Origin of the sequence: Flavobacterium macacae, assembly GCF_003865365.1 — a bacterium.
GTDB lineage: Bacteria > Bacteroidota > Bacteroidia > Flavobacteriales > Flavobacteriaceae > Flavobacterium > Flavobacterium macacae.
In genome coordinates this window covers 14312-35287 of sequence record NZ_RQVR01000023.1, presented here as the reverse complement: position 1 = coordinate 35287, position 20976 = coordinate 14312, and the positions used below count along the sequence as shown (strand labels likewise).

19 protein-coding genes and 1 pseudogene are annotated in these 20976 nt (G+C 35.6%); all 20 read left to right on the top strand.

Features of this window, described 5'->3' with window-relative positions; genetic code table 11:
* Positions 1–57: 57 nt before the first annotated feature.
* A pseudogene (locus tag EG849_RS14380) lies at positions 58–1089 on the top strand (TraM recognition domain-containing protein); the annotation flags it as partial.
* Between the two features lie 80 nt (positions 1090–1169).
* Positions 1170–1499, top strand: a complete 330-nt coding sequence (locus EG849_RS14375) for an ArsR/SmtB family transcription factor (RefSeq protein ID WP_125013961.1) — start codon at positions 1170–1172, stop codon at positions 1497–1499.
* 59 nt (positions 1500–1558) lie between these two features.
* Complete coding sequence (locus tag EG849_RS14370; protein WP_125013959.1) at positions 1559–2023, top strand: DUF6428 family protein; 465 nt, start codon at positions 1559–1561, stop codon at positions 2021–2023.
* A 19-nt stretch (positions 2024–2042) separates the two neighbouring features.
* Positions 2043–2657, top strand: a complete 615-nt coding sequence (locus EG849_RS14365) for an arsenate-mycothiol transferase ArsC (RefSeq protein WP_125013957.1) — start codon at positions 2043–2045, stop codon at positions 2655–2657.
* A 3-nt stretch (positions 2658–2660) separates the two neighbouring features.
* Positions 2661–3692: an ACR3 family arsenite efflux transporter gene (gene arsB, locus EG849_RS14360; protein ID WP_125013955.1), complete on the top strand. Its 1032-nt coding sequence runs from the start codon at positions 2661–2663 to the stop codon at positions 3690–3692.
* Between the two features lie 221 nt (positions 3693–3913).
* Positions 3914–4477, top strand: a complete 564-nt coding sequence (locus EG849_RS14355; RefSeq protein ID WP_125013953.1) for a helix-turn-helix domain-containing protein — start codon at positions 3914–3916, stop codon at positions 4475–4477.
* Between the two features lie 86 nt (positions 4478–4563).
* The gene (locus EG849_RS14350) at positions 4564–7104 is read left to right on the top strand and encodes a heavy metal translocating P-type ATPase (RefSeq protein WP_125013951.1); all 2541 of its coding nucleotides are present in this window, start codon (positions 4564–4566) and stop codon (positions 7102–7104) included.
* Between the two features lie 99 nt (positions 7105–7203).
* Positions 7204–7353 carry a hypothetical protein gene (locus tag EG849_RS14345; protein ID WP_394336494.1) on the top strand — a complete coding sequence of 50 codons (150 nt, stop codon included), beginning with the start codon at positions 7204–7206 and terminating at the stop codon, positions 7351–7353.
* Between the two features lie 207 nt (positions 7354–7560).
* The gene (locus tag EG849_RS15650) at positions 7561–7941 is read left to right on the top strand and encodes a hypothetical protein (protein ID WP_158611957.1); all 381 of its coding nucleotides are present in this window, start codon (positions 7561–7563) and stop codon (positions 7939–7941) included.
* 95 nt (positions 7942–8036) lie between these two features.
* Positions 8037–8915 (top strand): DUF3347 domain-containing protein, encoded by an 879-nt coding sequence (locus EG849_RS14335; protein WP_125013947.1) that lies wholly within the window; start codon positions 8037–8039, stop codon positions 8913–8915.
* A gap of 12 nt (positions 8916–8927) precedes the next feature.
* Positions 8928–9449 (top strand): DUF305 domain-containing protein, encoded by a 522-nt coding sequence (locus EG849_RS14330; protein WP_125013945.1) that lies wholly within the window; start codon positions 8928–8930, stop codon positions 9447–9449.
* A 39-nt stretch (positions 9450–9488) separates the two neighbouring features.
* On the top strand, positions 9489–10148 hold the full coding sequence (locus EG849_RS14325; protein WP_125013943.1) for a DUF3347 domain-containing protein: 660 nt from the start codon (positions 9489–9491) through the stop codon (positions 10146–10148).
* 1 nt (position 10149) lies between these two features.
* Complete coding sequence (locus tag EG849_RS14320) at positions 10150–10599, top strand: heme-binding domain-containing protein (RefSeq protein ID WP_125013941.1); 450 nt, start codon at positions 10150–10152, stop codon at positions 10597–10599.
* 24 nt (positions 10600–10623) lie between these two features.
* Complete coding sequence (locus EG849_RS14315) at positions 10624–12894, top strand: multicopper oxidase family protein (RefSeq protein ID WP_125013939.1); 2271 nt, start codon at positions 10624–10626, stop codon at positions 12892–12894.
* 220 nt (positions 12895–13114) lie between these two features.
* Positions 13115–13522: a Fur family transcriptional regulator gene (locus EG849_RS14310; RefSeq protein WP_125013937.1), complete on the top strand. Its 408-nt coding sequence runs from the start codon at positions 13115–13117 to the stop codon at positions 13520–13522.
* A 59-nt stretch (positions 13523–13581) separates the two neighbouring features.
* Positions 13582–13908, top strand: coding sequence for a DUF6660 family protein (locus EG849_RS14305; protein ID WP_125013935.1), 327 nt, complete (start codon positions 13582–13584; stop codon positions 13906–13908).
* A 233-nt stretch (positions 13909–14141) separates the two neighbouring features.
* Positions 14142–18500, top strand: coding sequence for a CusA/CzcA family heavy metal efflux RND transporter (locus EG849_RS14300; RefSeq protein WP_125013933.1), 4359 nt, complete (start codon positions 14142–14144; stop codon positions 18498–18500).
* 5 nt (positions 18501–18505) lie between these two features.
* Complete coding sequence (locus tag EG849_RS14295; RefSeq protein WP_125013931.1) at positions 18506–19762, top strand: efflux RND transporter periplasmic adaptor subunit; 1257 nt, start codon at positions 18506–18508, stop codon at positions 19760–19762.
* Between the two features lie 11 nt (positions 19763–19773).
* Positions 19774–20196 (top strand): Fur family transcriptional regulator, encoded by a 423-nt coding sequence (locus EG849_RS14290; protein ID WP_125013929.1) that lies wholly within the window; start codon positions 19774–19776, stop codon positions 20194–20196.
* 57 nt (positions 20197–20253) lie between these two features.
* A complete protein-coding gene (locus tag EG849_RS14285; protein ID WP_125013927.1) occupies positions 20254–20976 on the top strand; it encodes a transglutaminase-like domain-containing protein in 723 nt (240 codons plus the stop codon).

The following is a 20976-nucleotide window of genomic DNA, read 5'->3' as shown; positions in this document are numbered from 1 at the left end:
ACAATCAAATTAATTACAAAAATGTAGCTTAACTTATACTGCAGGTTTTATTTGCATATCCAGTATCTCAAAATCTATGATAATGGGAAATACTGCACCTTTCCACACGCCATTGAATTACTGAACAAGAAGTATTCGGATGTATTCACTATCCTTACTTCATATCCTGATCTGGAAAATTATCTTTCGCCGTTTATGGATGCGTGGCAAAGTGGTGCACAAGACCAATTACAGGGGCAGATTGCATCAGCAAAAATTCCTTTATCAAGAATGATTTCGCCACAATTGTATTGGGTAATGACTGGCGATGATTTTTCACTGGACATCAACAATCCCAAAGAACCGAAAATCCTTTGTGTTGGAAACAATCCCGACCGTCAAAATATTTATTCGGCAGCTTTGGGATTGTATAATTCAAGGATTGTCAAGCTCATTAATAAAAAAGGGCAATTAAAGAGTTCTGTTATTATTGATGAGTTGCCCACTATTTATTTTCGTGGATTAGATAATCTTATTGCAACTGCCCGAAGTAATAAGGTGGCAGTTTGTTTAGGCTTTCAGGATTTTTCGCAATTGATAAGGGATTATGGCGATAAAGAAGCAAAGGTTATCCAAAACACTGTGGGCAATATATTTTCGGGCCAGGTAGTTGGCGAAACTGCAAAGAGCCTTTCGGAAAGGTTCGGGAAAGTATTGCAAAAGCGTCAAAGTATATCAATCAACCGAAATGATACATCAACTTCCATTTCCACACAATTAGATAGTCTTATTCCAGCTTCCAAAATTTCAACACTAACACAAGGTATGTTTGTGGGGTCTGTATCCGATAATTTTGATGAACGTATCGAGCAAAAAATATTTCACGCTGAAATTGTTGTGGACAATGAAAAAGTTGCCGCAGAAACTAAAGTTTATCAGGAGATACCGCAAATCTTATCCTTTGTTGATGAGCAGGGTAAAGATAAAATGAAACAAGAAATTGAAAGCAATTATCGCCAGATAAAAAAAGACATCGTTCTAATTATTGCAACGGAATTGGAAAGGATTAAGAATGATCCGGATTTGCAACATTTGGTGCAACAGGGATAAACTTCACTAAATATTTTTTCAAACAATTTTGGTAGTTAAAATATTAATCGTAATATTGCGATGTATAATTATAAATAAAAATGGGAGTTACAAAAACTGAAATATTTACGGAACAGCAGAACCGTTTAGCAACTTCGCTAAAGGCATTGGCTCATCCTGCACGCATAGCTATCCTACAATATATCATTAAACAAAATACCTGTATTTGTAATGACTTGGTAGAGGAATTGGGATTGGCACAAGCTACCATTTCTCAGCATTTGAAAGAACTAAAAAACATTGGTATTATTAAAGGGAATATAGAAGGAACCAGTGTATGCTACTGCATTGATGAAAATGTTTGGCAGCAGATTAAGAAGGAACTCAACACTTTCTTCGTTGACGATATAGGTATTAATAAATGCTGCTAAGCATTTATTTTGACTAAATCAATCGTTACAATGCAATATAACAATTAAATAATGGAATTATGAAACTATCAAAAATCAAAGAAATCTTACCAACATTAGAGAATGTTGAATTTCAATTAGAAAACGGAACATTTGTACCGGAACATTTCCACGTTACCGAAGTGGGGCAAATCAATAAAAAATTTATTGATTGTGGCGGTTTAATCCGCAATGAAAAAGTAGTAAACTTTCAGTTGTGGAATGCTGACGATTACGAACATAGATTGAAGCCAACTAAACTATTAAACATCATCAAACTATCCGAAGAAAAATTAGGTATGGAAGATGCCGAAATAGAAGTAGAATATCAAAGTGATACTATCGGGAAATATGATTTGGATTTCAACGGAAAAACATTCGTACTGAAAAGTAAAACAACAGCTTGTCTTGCTCAGGATGCTTGCGGTATTCCTGTCGAAAAGCAAAAAATAAAATTATCAGCGTTGAATAATGCTTCCTGTACACCTAATTCAGCCTGTTGTTAAACCCTTTAAATCAATCAAAATGTATAAGAATTTAGTTGAAACAATAAACAATGTTGCTACTTTTCAAAGTATAAGTGAAGAGCGAAAAAGCACATTGCAACCGCTGATAGATTTTGTACAGCAAAAAGTAAGTGACAAGCAGGAAATAAATATCAATTTCATTTGTACCCACAATTCCCGAAGAAGCCATTTATCGCAGGTTTGGGCACAGGTAGCAGCAGCACACTATGTTATCCCAAAGGTACATTGTTATTCGGGTGGTACAGAAGAAACGGCATTATTTCCGAAAATTGCAGAAACATTGACCAGTCAGGGGTTTAGTATTTTCAAAATAGCCCACAATAATAATCCTGTATATGCCATAAAGTATAGTGATAATTCTTTGCCGATTGTTGGTTTTTCTAAAAAATATGATAGCCCTTTCAACCCTGTATCAGAATTTGCTGCTATTATGACCTGTTCACAGGCAGACGGCGGATGCCCTTTTATTACAGGAACAGAAAAGCGGATACCTATCACATTTGAAGACCCTAAAATTTCAGACAATACACCGGAACAGACACAGGTTTATGCCGAAAGAAGTTTACAGATAGCAACGGAAATGTTTTATGTCTTTTCAAAAATCAGCAGATAATCAATGCAGCCAAAACTAAAATTTCTTGACCGTTACCTTACCTTATGGATATTCCTTGCAATGGCAATAGGTATAGGATTGGGATATATTTTTCCGGGAATTTCCAAAATCACAAATGCCCTGTCCGTAGGCACTACAAATATTCCGTTGGCAATAGGTTTAATATTGATGATGTACCCACCATTGGCAAAGGTTGATTATTCATTATTACCTATGGCATTTAAGGATAAAAAAGTAATCGGTATATCCTTAATACTGAATTGGGTTATCGGCACAGTATTGATGTTCGGTTTAGCCGTTTTGTTTTTACGGAACGAACCCGATTATATGACAGGCTTGATACTGATAGGTTTGGCAAGATGTATTGCAATGGTAATCGTTTGGAGTGACTTAGCTAAAGCAAACAGAGAATATACAGCTATGTTAGTTGCTTTAAACAGCATCTTCCAGATATTTACTTACAGCTTTTTAGTTTGGCTGTTCATCAACGTGTTACCTACAAAATTGGGATTAGCCAATTTCAATGTAAGCGTATCAATGAAAGATGTTACCGAAAGCGTATTGATATATTTAGGTATTCCATTCTTGGCAGGTTTTCTAAGTCGTTACTTCCTTGTAAAATCAAAAGGTATAGAATGGTATAACAGGAAATTTGTACCCAAAATATCGCCCATTACACTGTATGCTTTACTGTTTACGATAGTATTAATGTTCAGTTTGAAAGGCGATAAAATAGTAGAGTTGCCAATGGATGTAGTAAAAGTAGCCATACCCTTAATCATCTATTTTGTATTGATGTTTTTTGTGAGCTTCTTTATCAATAAATCCCTTAAAGTTCCTTACGACAAAAATGCAGCCATCGCATTTACAGCCACAGGAAACAATTTTGAATTGGCAATAGCTGTTGCAATAGCTGTTTTCGGCATTCATTCGCCACAGGCATTTGTGGGCGTTATCGGCCCACTGGTGGAAGTTCCGGTACTCATATTATTGGTAAAGGCAAGTTTATGGCTAAAGAAAAAATATTATAAATAGGAAAATAACCCGTGCTTTCAATGATGGTATGCGGTAATGCACATTAGCAAATTACTTGAGCATTCTTCCTATCTGCAAACAGTAGGTATATACAAAAATTATAAGTGAATTAGACAAGCAGAGAATAAATAGGTCGATTGACAACAATTCGACAATTATCAGGAAATATTAATTGTAATTTTATAGAGCCGTAATATAATTTCAAATAAACCCCAAAATATATGACAACACTCTTTATAAAAAATATGGTTTGCAACCGTTGTATTATGGTAGTGCAGAATGAATTGGAGAAGCTTGGATTGACTGTGAAAAATATAAAGCTGGGAGAAGTTACCTTGGACAAAGAATTACCTGAAAACGTTAAAACCAATTTAGTGAAAGCACTGACTGTATTAGGCTTTGAATTAATAGATGATAAAAAAAGCCGAATTATAGAAAAAATAAAAAATATTATTATTGACCTCGTTCATCATCAGGATGGCGAAATAAAATACAATTTGTCGGATGTTTTAAATAGCAAGATACACCACGACTATAATTATCTCTCTAATTTATTTTCAGAAATTGAAGGCACTACTATCGAAAAATATTTTATTGCCCAAAAAATAGAGAAGGTAAAAGAATTATTGGTATATGATGAACTGTCTTTGAGTGAAATTGCTTTCCGTTTAAATTACTCAAGTGTAGCCTATTTAAGCAACCAATTCAAAAAGGTAACAGGACTTACCCCAAGTTATTTCAAGCAAATACGAGAGGATAAAAGAAAACCTTTGGATAAGGTCTAAGTAAATCTTACAAATCATTCCCAAAATTCCACAACGAAAAAATGGAAACAGTATGGAACTTTGTATCATAATAAAACTCATACAAAATGGTACACAAATATCAAGTAACAGGTATGACCTGTGGAGGTTGCGAAGCAAAAGTGAAATCGGCTTTATTAAAGGTTGAAAATGTGACAAATGTTGAAGTTTCAAAAGATGAAAACTCAGCTACCCTGACAATGGATAAACACATTCCAACTACACAATTGCAAAAAGCATTAACCGCTGTTGGAAAATATACCATAGAAATGAGCAATAACAAAAGCCTACAACATACCACGACAAATGAACCAGTGGCAAAATCCTGTTGCTCCGCTCATTCTCACGATGATAAAAAAACAATCGAAGTGACTAGCAATATAAAAGGCAAATACTATTGCCCAATGCATTGTGAAGGCGATAAAACCTATGATAAAGCTGGCGATTGCCCTGTTTGTGGAATGCATTTGGTAAAAGAAGCAGAATTGAATGTAAAGAAAACGATGTACACCTGCCCAATGCATCCCGAAGTTATTCAAGATAGTTCGGGTTCATGTCCTATATGCGGAATGGATTTAGTACCCATGGAACCAAGCGATTCCGAAGAAAAAAAAACCTATCTGGATTTGCTTAAAAAAATGAAAATTGCAACCGTCTTTACGGTGCCAATTTTCATTATTGCCATGATGGAAATGGTGCATAACAATCCGTTATTTCAAATAATGGACAGCAACATGTGGAACTGGGTGCAATTTCTGTTTTCAATTCCTGTTATTTTCTATGCTGGTTGGATGTTTTTTGTACGAGCTTGGAAATCCATAATCACTTGGAATCTAAATATGTTTACCCTTATCGGAATAGGAACTGGAGTTGCATTTTTGTTTAGTATTGTAGGAATGCTGTTCCCGAATATTTTTCCCGAAGAATTTAAAACCGAACACGGAACCATTCATCTTTATTTTGAAGCAGCAACAGTAATCATTACACTGGTCTTGTTGGGACAATTGTTAGAAGCAAGAGCACATAGCCAAACCAGTGGAGCTATAAAAGCGTTATTACAATTAGCGCCAACCGAAGCTACTTTGATTGGTGAAGGGGGCGATAAAGTGATTTCCATTCATGATATTAAGAAAGGTGATTTATTACGCGTAAAACCAGGAGATAAAATTCCAGTTGACGGAAAAATAACCGATGGTGAAAGCAGTATTGATGAAGCAATGATTACAGGAGAACCAATTCCAGTTGACAAAAAGAAAGACGATAATGTAATTTCGGGAACAATCAACGGGAACAAATCATTTGTAATGATGGCCGAAAAAGTAGGTTCTGAAACATTACTTTCTCAAATTGTACAAATGGTTAACGATGCTTCTCGTTCAAGAGCACCCATTCAAAAATTAGCCGATAGTATTTCTAAATATTTTGTACCCATTGTAGTAATCATTTCAGTAATTACCTTTTTTGTTTGGGCACTATTTGGTCCAGAACCAGCGAAGGTTTATGGTTTTATAAATGCCATTGCAGTTTTAATCATAGCTTGTCCTTGTGCTTTAGGTTTAGCCACGCCGATGTCTGTGATGGTGGGTGTGGGCAAAGGAGCACAATCTGGAGTATTAATTAAAAATGCCGAAGCCTTAGAAAATATGAATAAGGTGGATGTTTTAATAACAGATAAAACAGGAACGCTAACAGAGGGAAAACCTTCGGTAGAAAAAATTTATGCATCAACTAATAACGAGGATGATTTATTGCAAAATATAGCTTCCTTAAACCAATACAGTGAACATCCATTGGCACAAGCAGTAGTCAATTACGCCAAAACAAAATCTATTTCATTAATTGAAGTCAAAGATTTTGAAAATGTTACAGGAAAAGGAGTTACAGGAACGGTTACCAATAGAAAAGTAGCATTAGGCAATAAAAAACTAATGGAACAGGTTAAGGCAACTATTTCTGACGATTTAGAAAACAAAATTATTGCAGAACAAAAACTTGGTAAAACGGTTTCTTACATTGCTGTTGATGGTGTTACAGTTGGCTTTGTTTCAATTGCCGATGCGATAAAAACTTCGAGTGCAGCAGCGATAAAAGAACTAATGCTCCAAGGTGTAGAAGTAATTATGCTTACTGGCGACAATGTTAATACAGCCAAAGCAGTAGCGGATGAATTAGGTTTGTCTTCCTATAAAGCAGGATGCTTACCCGAAGATAAACTCAACGAAATTAAACGTTTACAAGCAGAAGGGAAAATTGTAGCTATGGCTGGTGATGGTATAAATGATGCTCCAGCATTAGCACAAGCCAATATCGGAATAGCTATGGGAACTGGAACCGATGTAGCCATAGAAAGTGCCAAAATAACTTTAGTAAAAGGCGATTTATTAGGTATCGTTAAAGCAAAAAATTTGAGCCATGCTGTTATGAAAAACATCAAGCAAAATTTATTCTTTGCCTTTTTCTACAATGTGCTTGGTGTTCCAATTGCAGCAGGTATTTTATATCCGTTTTTCGGAATTTTATTATCTCCAATGATTGCAGCTTTAGCAATGTCTTTAAGTTCTGTATCGGTAATCGTAAATGCATTGCGATTACGCAGTTTTAAACTTTAAATGAATTATTCAATAAACAAAATGGAAAAGAATAATCAAGATTTACGATTCAAAACAAATATTAACTGTGGTTGATGTGTAGCATCTGTAAAACCTCATTTGGATAATGCCGATGGTATATGCCATTGGGAAGTAGATACAACTAAAGACAAGGTGCTTACCGTAAAATCAGAAGGAATTACACAAGAACAGGTAATTGAAACTGTACAGAAAGCAGGTTTTAAGATAGAACCATTAAGCAAAGATTAATTTCCTTATCCTAATACCTGCTTAGTTATTTAGCTTATAACAAACACTTTAGGTAATTAACTAGATATTTATTTTAATAAGCATAAAAAGGACTATGCAGACTAGTGATTTAGACATTTTATCTATAATTCTGTGTTTGCAGTTCACGAATGTGCAAAATATAGCAATTAAAAGAAATAATTTCATAATTTTGTAGTGTTGAAAAATTTGAGTAAACATATCAGCTTTGTCATCTTACTATGTTTGGGCTTTTTCCTAATGCCAAACATAAGCTATGCTTGTGCAAAAAAAACAACTAAGACAGAGCAAAAGTCCTGCTCAAAAGATCAATCTGCAAAAGCAGAACATAAAAGCAGTTGCAAGGACAAGTCCTGTAAAAAATGCAAAGATGGTCATGATTGCGACGGCAATTGTAAGCACAGTTCTTGTGGATGTAGCACTTCTTCATCTTCTGTAAACTTACCGATACCAACAGATTTAAAAACAACTAACCCTTTTGCCGAAATTAAAAAGCAAAAATTCGGTTTCAAAGAAGCCTACTATTCTTCAGGCTACTCTTCCATTTGGCAACCGCCTAAAATAAGCTAAAACGATGGCTTGTTAGCCATACGTGTGCCTTGTCGAAAACTGAATCCAGTTTTCGCAAACTCTTCGTATATCTTATTAAATTAAAAAAAATCAAAATGAAATCAATTTCAAAAATATTGATGGTAATCACCGTATTACTATCAGCTGTAAACAGTTTTGCACAAATCAAAAATGCAAAAACAGAAACCGTAAAAATATATGGCAACTGTGATATGTGTAAAACCACAATTGAAAAAGCAGGAAACGTAAAAAATGTAGCCACAGTAGAATGGAATAAAGACACCAAAATGGCTACACTTAAATACGATGATAAAAAAACAAATCAGGATGAAATACTGAAACGTATTGCTTTAGCAGGTTATGACAGCGAGAAATTTTTAGCACCTGATGATGTTTATGCTAAACTATCCGGATGCTGCCAATACAATAGAGAATTAAAACCAGTTGCAAAAACTAAAGATGCCGGTATGGATATGAAAAACGAACACAGCAACCACGGCGAAATGGCTCAAACAAATACCGCTGCAACCCAAAATGCACCACAACTGAAAGCCGTTTTCGATAATTATTTTTCTGTGAAAGATGCTTTGGTGAAAACCGACGCAGGTACTTCATCTACAAAAGCTGCCGAATTGGTAAAAGCAATTAAAGCAGTAGAAATGACAAAACTTTCCAACGAAGAACATACCGTTTGGATGAAAGTAATGAAGGATTTAACTGCCAATGCAGAAAAAATTTCTGTAGCAAAAGATGTTACCAAACAAAGAGAAATTTTCGCTTTACTGGCTAATAATATGTACGAATTAGCCAAAGTTTCAAAACAAGAAACACCTGTTTATTATCAGCATTGCCCAATGTACAATAATGGTAAAGGAGCAAATTGGCTAAGCAAAGAAGAAGCAATTAAAAACCCGTATTACGGCTCCAAAATGCTTACTTGCGGTAGCGTACAGGAAACTATTAATAACAAATAAAACGCTATTGTTATGGAAAGTATGGAAAACCAACACGAAATGCAACATAACCATAAGAATGAAAAGCATAATACTAATCACTCTTTAGCAATGTACAAACGCTTTGCTGTAATGGCTGTTGCAATGTTCATAGCTATGTACTTCATTATGTATGCTATGATTGACGGCTTACAGAACCTTATCCTGAACATCAATAATTTATATATGACATTGCTGATGGTTTCCGCAATGTTGATTATAGAACTATTGATAATGAAAGAAATGTATGAAAACAAAAAAATCAACTGGGCAATCATAACGGTTTCCCTTGCGATTGGCATCTTTTCTTGGTTTGGTATTCGGGAGCAATTATTTGTGGGCGATAAGGAGTTTGTTAAAGGTATGATACCGCATCACGCAGCAGCAGTATTGATGTCTGAAAAAGCTAAGCTTACCGACCCCGAATTGATACGGTTACAAAAAAACATACTGGAAACACAGGCACAAGAAATCGAATTTATGAAGCGTAAGCTAAATGAATTTGAAAACAAATAAATAAGATAAATTTCTTCAATAATATCAAAAATAAATAAAATGAAAAATATAATTTTCTCAATCATTACATTAGTAACAGTTGCAGCGGTAACAATTTCCTGCAATCAATCTTCAAATAAAAATAGCGACCAGCAAGCTAATGATAGCACAACAATTGCTGCAACTCCGGAGTTACAATCACCTACACACAATGATACGGTAGCAACTGTTACTTCAACGGATACGTCTTCTCAAGAGGCAGAAAAATCCGATGTGAAGCAAGCTCAAAAGTTTACTATCGCACCTATAATTAAGGATTATTTGGCTTTAAAAAATGCACTTGTTGCAGATAATGACAAAGCAGCTGCTAATGCAGGAAAGCAATTGTTTACTACCTTAAAAAATGTGGATATGAACGCTATCCCAGCGAATAAACATAAAGAATATATGGAAATAGCGGAAAATGCCAAAGAAAATGCAGAGCATATTAGTGACAATGCTGGTAAAATAGACCACCAGAGAGAGCATTTAGCATCGCTAAGTAAAGACGTTTCTGACCTTATCACATTATTTGGAACTACCCAAAAATTATATCAGGATTATTGCCCAATGTACAATGATGGAAAAGGTGCGGTTTGGATTAGCGAAGCTAAGACTATCAAAAATCCTTATTACGGCAGTCAGATGCTTACCTGTGGCTCTGTAAAAAAAGAGTTCTAAAATGAAGAGAGTATTAAAGATAATGTTGGCAATAGTGCTGTTTATTTTTATAGCTATTCAATTTTATCAGCCTGCCCTTAATGTAGATAAAGGGCAGGTTTACACAACCGATTTTACCCAAGTATATAAAATCCCTGTTGAAGTAAAAGCGATGTTTCAAACCTCTTGTTACGATTGTCATAGTAACAACACTAATTATGTTTGGTACGACTATGTACAACCTATGAGAGCATTAGTAGAAAACCACATCAAAAACGCAAAAGAGGATTTGAATTTTAACGAATGGGGTACATACTCAAATAGAAAGCAGGAAAGATTATTAAACTCAATTAAAGAACAAATTGAAACCAAGCAAATGCCTTTATCATCATATACAATAATGCACAAAAATGCAAAACTAAATGATGAGCAAATCAAAGTATTAACCAATTGGTTAAAAGAAATAGAATAAGTTTCATTAATAAAAAATATCAAAATGAATATACCCAAAAATATTACTATAAGGTTGCTACAGGCAGTTTTCATACTGTTAAGTTCGCAATCTCTTTTTGCACAAAAGGTAGTCCGTTACGACCTTTATGTAAAAGACACGCTTGTAAACTATGCAGGCAAAGAAAAAAGAGCTATTGCTGTAAATGGTCAAATACCAATGCCAACGCTCACTTTTACCGAAGGCGATACAGCCGAAATTGTTGTACACAACCAATTAAAAGAAAGTACATCACTACATTGGCACGGTGTGTTTTTACCCAATAAAGAAGATGGTGTGCCTTGGCTTACACAAAAACCAATTGAACCCGGAACAACATACACCTATCGTTTCCCGATTATCCAAACCGGAACGCATTGGTATCACTCACATTCTGGCTTGCAAGAGCAGATTGGTATGTATGGTAGTTTTATAATGAAGAAAAAGGATGATGATAAAACCTTTAGAAAAGGAATTGATGATTTACCTACCGTTCCTATTATTTTAAGTGAATGGACAAACTTAAATCCCGATAACATCAACCGAATGTTGCATAATGCCAATGATTGGTCTGCCATCAAAAAAAATGCAACACAGTCTTACACAGAAGCCATTAGAGAAGGACATTTTAAAACAAAAATAAAGAACGAATGGAAACGTATGTTGGCAATGGATGTAAGCGATGTTTATTATGACAAAATTTTAATCAACGGAAATCATACGACCGATTTAAAAACAGTTGATGGCAAAACGCTAAAAGCAGGCGATAAAGTAAGATTACGAGTGTCAAATGGTGGCGCATCCTCTTATTTTTGGTTGCGCTATGCAGGAGGTAAAATTACCGTAATAGCCAACGATGGAAACGATGTAGAACCTGTAGAAGTTGATAGATTAATCATTGCGGTTTCCGAAACTTATGATATAGTAGTAACAATTCCTGACGATGGAGTTTCTTATGAGTTTTTAGCCACAACCGAAGACAGAACACAATCAGCAAGCTATTTTGTTGGCAATGGTATCAAACGGTTAATATCGCCACTCCCAAGATTGAAATATTTTGAAGGGATGAAGATGATGAATGATATGATGAAGATGAACGGAGATTTGGACGATATGGGTATGAAAATGAGCCTGAACCAAATGGATATGAATGTGGTAATGTATCCCGAAATTACTGGAGAGGCTAAACCTAAAGAAGACCATAGCGGGCATAATATGGATATGGATAAAGACCCCAACCGTTACAATGCAAATGCTTTAGGAGAAATAAAAACGCTGAATTATGCAATGTTGCAATCTCCTTACAATACTGAACTTCCTAAAGATGCTCCAGTAAAAGAATTGAAATTTACCCTTACTGGAAATATGAACCGTTATGTATGGAGTATGGACAATAAAATACTTTCAGAAGTTGATAAAATACCTGTAAAAAAAGGAGAAATTCTACGCATTACCATTTACAATAATTCAATGATGCGCCATCCGATGCACCTGCACGGTTTCGATTTTAGGGTAATCAATGGTAAAGGCGAAAAATCACCACTTAAAAATGTTTTGGATATAATGCCAATGGAAACAGATACCATCGAATTTTTAGCAAATGAAGAGGGAGATTGGTTTTTTCACTGTCATATCTTATATCATATGATGTCGGGAATGAACAGGGTTTTTGCAGTAGATGATTATCAAAATCCGAATTTACCCAACAAAAAACAAGCCTATAACAAGTTGCAGAGAGAAAGCAATATGCCACACTTTATGGCGCAGAATGATTTTGCAACTAATGGTAATGATGGTGATGCAATGCTCCAGAACTCAAGATGGTCTTTAGGTACAGAATGGCGTTTAGGCTATAATGATATGCATGGTTATGAAGTAGAAACTCACTTAGGAAGATACATCGGGAAAATGCAATGGTTTATGCCGTTTATTGGTTTTGATTGGCGATACCGAAAAATGGGAATGGATGAACACGAAACCAATTTATTCGGACAGAAAAATGAAAAAGATACACGTAGAGCTATTAGTTTAGGTTTTATGTACACTTTGCCAATGTTGGTTAATTTTCAGGCAGAAGTTTATCACGATGGAATAGTTCGTTTGTCATTAATGCGTGAAGATATTCCTATTTCTAAAAGATTAAGAGCAGGATTTATGGTCAATACCGATATGGAATATATGGCAGACCTAAAGTACATCATCAATAAAAACATTGGCATCCGTACACATTACGATAGCGATATGGGTTTTGGAGTGGGGCTCGCACTGAATTATTAGTAAACAGTGTATATAATACGAATTAAGGGTTAAAACCATCAATTAATTTGCAGTTTATTACAAAAAATTAAATATTGCAAAACCATAACTATTAAGACCCAACCCTTAATTCGTATTACTAAGAAATTATATTTTAGCTTAAATAGCAAAACCCTTACTTTGGACACCCATTTTAACATAGCTCTCAATTTAGAGTAAATGATAATAGAAATTAATCATTATGAAAAATGAAGAAAATATTTTACAACAAAGAAATATTAAACCCACAGCAATGCGTTTGTTGGTAGTAGAAAAATTGTTGAAACAGCAATATGCCATCAGTCATAAGGAATTAGCAGAACAGTTTGAAAATGCAGATAATGTTACGTTATTCAGAACGCTGAAAACTTTTTTAGAGCACAAACTTATCCATACTATTGAAGACGGAACAGGAGTTGCGAAATATGCACTTTGCCAATCTGGGTGCAGTTGCAAACCTTCAGAACAGCATACGCATTTTCATTGCTCCCAGTGCCAGCGAACTTTTTGTCTTACCGATACCGAAATTCCAAACATCAATATTCCACTAAATTTTAAATTAGAAGGCATCAATTTGGTACTCAAAGGACGGTGTGACAGATGCAACTAAAATACTATGAAACTTTGCAATCCAATTGCAAGAAATAATTTTCTATATTTGCACTATAAATGAGATGGATAATCACAATATGGACTTTTTACCTGATGGTACTTTTTTCATTGCCTTGTAGCGATGGAAGCAATCAGTGTGAAGATACCATTCCTGAAATTGAAACCGTTCAATCTCACGACCACAACCAAGATAGCGATGACAATTGCGGTCCTTTTTGTTATTGCAATTGTTGTAGTATAAGTATTGCTACTTACCATTTCAAACCTTTTGAAATCAAGCAACCTAAACCCACTCTTGTTGTTAAAAAAATTACACTTCGTGATTTTACTTTAATTTCCTTCTACTCAGGAAGTATTTGGCATCCTCCCAAATTTACTGTTTAATTTTTTCAGATTTTCTTAATGCTATTGATGGTTTGTTGCAAGCCTCAGTAATTGTATGCCTTTTATTGGCTTTATGGTACTGTTAGCGTGTTCGTGTTATGTGTTTTCTATGAATGTTTGTTTATAGAAATAATTACAGGCATTATCCACTTCATCCAATAGTTATTTGATTATCTGTTGGCTTCTTATGACAAGAGGCAATAATTTATTTATAAAAAATTAAACAGATACACGTGTTAGATAATATTATAAAATTCTCCATAAAGAATAAGTTCATTATTGGATTGATGACCTTATTACTTATCATTTGGGGGGTATGGAGTGCCACGAAAATCCCCATTGATGCCCAGCCTGATATAACAAACAATCAGGTTCAGATTATTACCCTATCTCCTACATTAGCCGGACAGGAAGTAGAACAATTAGTTACTTTTCCCGTTGAGCAAAGCATCGTCAATCTTCCCAATGTAGAAGAAATAAGAAGTATTTCAAGATTTGGACTCTCCGTTGTAACAGTTGTTTTTAAAGACGAAGTAGATATCTATTTTGCCAGACAGTTAGTCAACGAAAAGCTTAAAGAGGCAGAAGAGCAAATACCGGAAGGAGTTGGTACTCCTGAGCTATCACCAGTGAGTACTGGTCTTGGGGAAGTGTACCAATATATTCTTCACCCGAAAGAAGGCAGTGAGGATAAATATTCCGCAATGGATTTGCGGACAATGCAGGATTGGATTGTTGCCCGCCAACTATACGGTACACCGGGAATTGCCGAAGTCAATAGTTTCGGTGGTTTGCTTAAACAATATGAGGTTTCTGTTGATCCGAACAGGATTAAAGCAATGGATGTCAGTATCTCTGAAATTTTCACGGCACTGGAATCCAATAATCAAAATACCGGAGGTGCCTATATCGATAAGAAGCCGAATGCTTATTTTATTCGGGGAGTAGGTTTGGTCACTTCGCTTGAAGATGTAGGAAATATCGTTGTAAAAAACACGAACGGTATTCCAGTATTTATCAAAGATATAGCCGAAGTAAAGTTTGGTCACGCTACCCGATACGGAGCGATGACCTATAATGGCGAAGTAGATGCCGTAGGTGGCATTGTAATGATGCTAAAAGGAGAAAATACTTCTGACGTTATAAGAAATATCAAGGAAAAATTACCTGTTATCCAACAATCCCTACCTGATGATGTCATAATAGAGCCCTATTTAGATAGAATGGATTTGGTTGATAGGGCAATCAGTACAATTCAAAAAAACCTCATTGAAGGTGCGCTGATTGTAATTTTTGTGCTAATTCTCTTTTTAGGAAATTTTCGAGCAGGTTTGATAGTCGCATCAGCTATACCATTATCAATGCTTTTTGCATTGGGGATGATGAGGCTGTTTGGCGTGAGTGCAAATTTGATGAGTTTGGGAGCTATTGATTTTGGATTGATAGTGGATGGTTCTTTGATTGTGGTTGAAGCCACTTTGCATCACTTAGGTTTACGAAAATCGAAGCTGAAACTTACCCAAAATGAAATGGATGAGGAAGTTTATGAATCGGCAAGGAAAATCCGTACAAGTGCTGCTTTTGGAGAAATTATTATCCTCATCGTCTACATCCCTATATTAGCCTTGGTCGGTATAGAAGGAAAAATGTTCAGCCCAATGGCTCAAACGGTTAGTTTTGCGATTTTGGGTGCATTAATCCTGTCATTTACCTATATCCCGATGATGAGTGCATTGTGTTTATCCAAAAAACCAATCACCAAGAAGAATTTCTCCGATAAAATGATAGGCTTTTTGCAAGGTATATATCAACCTTTATTGGAGAAAGCGATAAGAATAAAACATATAGTTGTTGCCGTTTCGGTAGGAATTTTTGCAATCAGTATTTTCATCTTTTCAAATATGGGAGGAGAATTTTTGCCGAAATTAGGAGAAGGAGATTTTGCTTTTCACTGTATCTTACCGCAAGGGACTTCATTGAGTCAAAGTCTTGAAACTTCAATGCAGGCATCAAGGATTATTAAGGAATTTGATGAAGTAAAAATGGTAGTCGGTAAAACCGGAGCAGCTGAAGTGCCAACAGACCCTATGCCGCCCGAAGCTACTGACTTAATGATTATCCTGAAACCTCAAAAAGAGTGGAAAACTAAAAAATCCTATGACGAGCTTGCAAACGAAATGATGGAGAAACTGGAAAGTATTCCCGGTGTATTCTTTGAAGCCAATCAGCCTATACAGATGCGTTTCAATGAGCTGATGACAGGTATCAGGCAGGATGTAGCTGTGAAAATCTTTGGAGAAGATATGGACTCTCTACAAATTTATGCGAATAAGGTTAATAATATCATACAATCAGTGGAAGGAGTAACAGTCCCACAAGTAGAACGGGTAGCAGGGCTTCCGCAAATCAATATCGAATATGACCGTACACGCATCGCTAATTATGGATTGAACATAGAGCAAGTAAATGATATTGTCAGTACAGCGTTCGCAGGGAAAGCAGCAGGTGTAGTTTATGAAAATGAGCGCAAGTTTGATTTAGTGGTACGATTGGATGAAGCTCATAGAGCTTCGATCGAAGATGTGAATAATCTTTTTATTCCGATTCCAAACGGAGACCAGATACCGCTTTCGCAGATTGCCGAGATTGACTATAAATTGGGTCCGGCGCAAATCAGCCGTGAAGGAGGTAAACGCAGAATATATGTAGGATTTAATGTCCAGGGAAGAGATGTAGCAAGTATAGTCAATGAAATTCAGGACAAATTGGCTGATCAGGTTAAGCTACCGACAGGTTATTATTTTACCTATGGTGGTCAGTTTGAAAATCTTCAAAAGGCGACCGACAGATTATTGATTGCTGTTCCTATCGCATTGCTTTTAATTTTCATTCTATTGTATTTCACTTTCCATTCTCTGAAAGAAGCCATTTTAGTATATACCGCAATTCCGATGAGTGCCATCGGAGGTGTGTTTGCGTTGTTAATACGGGATATGCCTTTCAGTATATCGGCAGGCGTTGGATTTATCGCATTGTTTGGTGTAGCCGTTTTAAATGGAATAGTATTGATTTCAACCTTTAACAGATTAGAAAAAGAGGGTTGGAATGAGATTATACCGAGAATTATTGAAGGAACTAAAACAAGGTTAAGACCTGTATTAATGACAGCAGCCGTGGCAAGTTTGGGATTTTTGCCTATGGCGTTGAGTACCAGTGCAGGTGCAGAAGTTCAGAAACCTTTGGCAACCGTGGTTATTGGCGGGTTAATTACAGCAACGGCATTAACGCTGTTTGTACTACCTCTATTATACCTTCTATTTATGAAAAGCAATAAACCGCCGAGAAATAGCAAATTTAAAACTGTAACTCCAGTATTATTGCTGTTGGTTTTCTTAGGTTTTTCTCAAAACAGTAATGCTCAAACCATAGATGTAAATCAGGCTATTGAAATTGCTTTACAGAACAACACTGAAATACAGGCGAAAAATATGGAAATTAAATCAGTTCAAAGCCTAAGTAAAACAGCTTTTGAATTACCCAAAACAGATTTAAACTTCCAGTACGGAAATAATGATGGTTTTGAATATAATGATGGCATTCAGATTTCCCAGAATATACCTTTTCCTACACTCTTTGGTGCAAAGAAAAATTTGCTCAAAGAACGGATTATAGGTCAGCAGTGGATAAAAGCATTGACAGAAAACGAACTGAAACGAACGGTCAGAAACTATTATTATCAGTTAGAATATTTAGAGCATAATGCTTCCGTTTTGAAACACTTGGACAGTATATACGCAGATTTTATCAGAGTTGCAGAATTACGATATAAAACCGGAGATATAGGCAAACTTGATGTAAATACGGCAGTTACCAAGAAAGGTGAAATAAACTTGTTGTTCCAACAAAATGAGATTTTCAGACAAAATGCCTATAAATATCTTAAAACCTTAATGCAGACACCGGACGATTTTGTTATTGTATCCAAACCGGAATACGAACCGCTGCTTTTAAGTTCTTTTATTGATAGTTCTGCCCTTGAAAATCATCCTCGTATTCAAATGTTATATCAGGATGCCAAAATTGCTGAACAAAGTAAAAAAGTAGAACGATCAAATGGACTGCCAGATTTTACCATAGGGTATAATAATGTCTCGTTAATAGGAATGCATAGTAGGAATGGTGTAGAGCAATTTTACGAAAGAGACCAAAGGTTTAGTTTTGTTGATGTAGGTATCTCCATTCCGTTAACTTTTGGAGCTACCAAAGCTAAAATACGCGCTCTTGATTATCAAAAACAGTCATTAGAGTTGAATGCGAAATGGCAGGAACAACAGCTAAAAACAGAGCTGACAAATGCCATAAACCAATATGAGCAGTATTTAACACAGTTTAATTATTTCAAGCAGCAGGCGCTTCCAAACGCTGATGAAATCATCCAAGCGGCAAAGCTCGGATATGGCACTGGCGAAATATCATATGTTGAATATCTTTTTGCTTTGCAAACAACAGCCGATATCCAACTTAATTATTTAAAGAGCATACAGCAGATCAATGAAACTGTAACACTTATCAATTCACTAATTAGCAAATAAGATATATGAAACGTAATATAAATAAGTTATTTTTTGGCGTTTTAATCGCTGGAGCTTTAATTTCTTTTTATGCCTGTACAAACAATCATAAAGAAGGAGATGGACATAATCACGATACACCGTCGGAAACATCATCAGATGAACACGAAGAAGAAAATGCGGTCACACTTACCGATGAGCAAATAAAAACAGTAGGTATTGAAATCGGTTCAATTGAACAGAAACAATTATCTGCCACGATGAAAGCCAATGGATTTTTAAGAGTGCCCAATACGAATAAGGCTAATGCTACGTCCCTGTTCGGGGGTATAATAAAAACGCTTAATGTAGAAATAGGAGATTATGTAAAGAAAGGACAAGCGATTGCTACTATTTCCAATCCGCAATTTATACAGCTACAGGAGGAATATCTAACAATCAATAGCGGAATAGTATTCGCAGAACAAGAAGTCACAAGACAAAGAGACCTGAACGAGGGGAATGTAGGTGCAAAGAAGAATTTGCAAAGCGCTACAACCGAATTGAATACTTTAAGGACCCGAAAAGCATCATTGCAACAACAAATACAGCTGATGGGTATTAATCCGACTTCACTGTCAAATTCCACCCTTAAATCATCATTAACAGTTACAAGTCCCATAAATGGAATAGTTAGTAACGTTTTTGCCAAGATTGGAAGCTATGTAGATGTCTCTTCGCCCATTGCAGAACTGGTTGAAAACAGTGCTTTGCATTTAGATTTACAGGTATTTGAAAAAGACGTTCCTTTAATCAAAGTTGGTCAGAAAATAGACTTTATTGTAACAAACAGCCCGAACAAAACATATACTGCCGAAGTATATAATATAGGTTCTTCATTTAATAGTAATAGCAAGACTATTGCTGTGCACAGTAAGGTTATTGGAGATAAAATAGGACTTATTGACGGAATGAATATAACAGGTATAGTAAATCTGGATGGAGCTTTGAGTCCGTCTGTTCCAAATGAAGCAATTGTCAATGCAGATGGTAAATATTATATCTTTTTGGTCAAAGAGAAGGAGGAAGAACCTCACGAACATAAAGAAGGCGAAAGTCACAACCACGGTTCGAAACAAGGCACACGTTTTGAAAAGATAGAAGTGATGAAAGGTGCTACGGAATTAGGTTATACGGCTATTACACCCGTTAATAAAATTGCCGAAGGGACACATGTCGTTGTAAAAGGTGCATTTTTTGTAAATGCGAAATTGAGCAATACGGGTGATGGACATGCTCATTAAATAGTTTTGTTATGAACAAGAACATAGAACAGAAACTCTTAGATAAAAATACCAATCCTACCAGTATGCGGATTTTGGTGTATGACTTCTTGAAACAGCAGCAGATAGCAATGTCATTGTCTGAAATTGAAAGCCATTTTTACAAAGCCGACAGGGTTACTATTTATAGGACTTTGAAGACTTTTGAAGAAAAAGGCATTGTACACAGTATTCAGGAGAATAACACAACTAAATATATTTTATGCCACGATGAATGTGATGAGAAAACGCACAAGGATTGGCATCTGCACTTCTACTGTAAAATTTGCAAACAGACTACTTGCAAGGAGGATTTCACAATTCCACAAAGTGAAAGCAGTGCATACCGAATTGATGAAATAAGGCTATTTGGAAAAGGTATTTGTGAACAATGTTTAGAGGAGAGTTTGCAATAGTATTGCAAGCTCTCCTTGTTTACCTTTGTTATGATGACAGCTTTTAAACAAAGTTTTATGGAAAATTATCTTAAAGAAACCAAAATACTTGATTATACTCATCCTTCCATACAGGAATTAGTGGAGCGAAGGCAATGGAAAGACTTTGACACGACTTACCGGATAAAAGGTATTTACAATTTTGTAAGAGATGAAATAAAGTTTGGTTATAATATTTCTGACGATATTCCTGCATCGCAAATACTGAAAGACGGATACGGGCAATGTAATACGAAAGCAACTTTACTAATGGCTTTGTTAAGAGCAGCGGGAATACCCAACCGTATTCACGGGTTTACCATTGACAAAGCCCTACAAAAAGGAGCAATTACAGGTATTTGGTATAAACTTTCGCCTCAAAATATCTTACATAGTTGGGTTGAAGTATTGGTGGACGAACAATGGTATTTTTTAGAGGGTGTAATTTTAGATAAATCCTATCTGACCAAATTACAAGAAGAAAACAGTGATTGTAAGACTACCTTTTGTGGCTATGGAGTTTATACTGATAATTTTGAAAATCCGCCAATAGAATGGAGCCTCAACAACACGTTTATTCAGGACAAAGGCATCAATCAGGATTTTGGAGTATTTGATACACCCGATGGATTTTATGTAAAACATCGACAAAAATTAAATAAAATAGAGCGATTTGTTTTTCGGAATATCGTTAGACATATAATGAATAATAACGTGGAAGGAATAAGAAACGGAAAAACGTACACGAATATCAAAAATTAA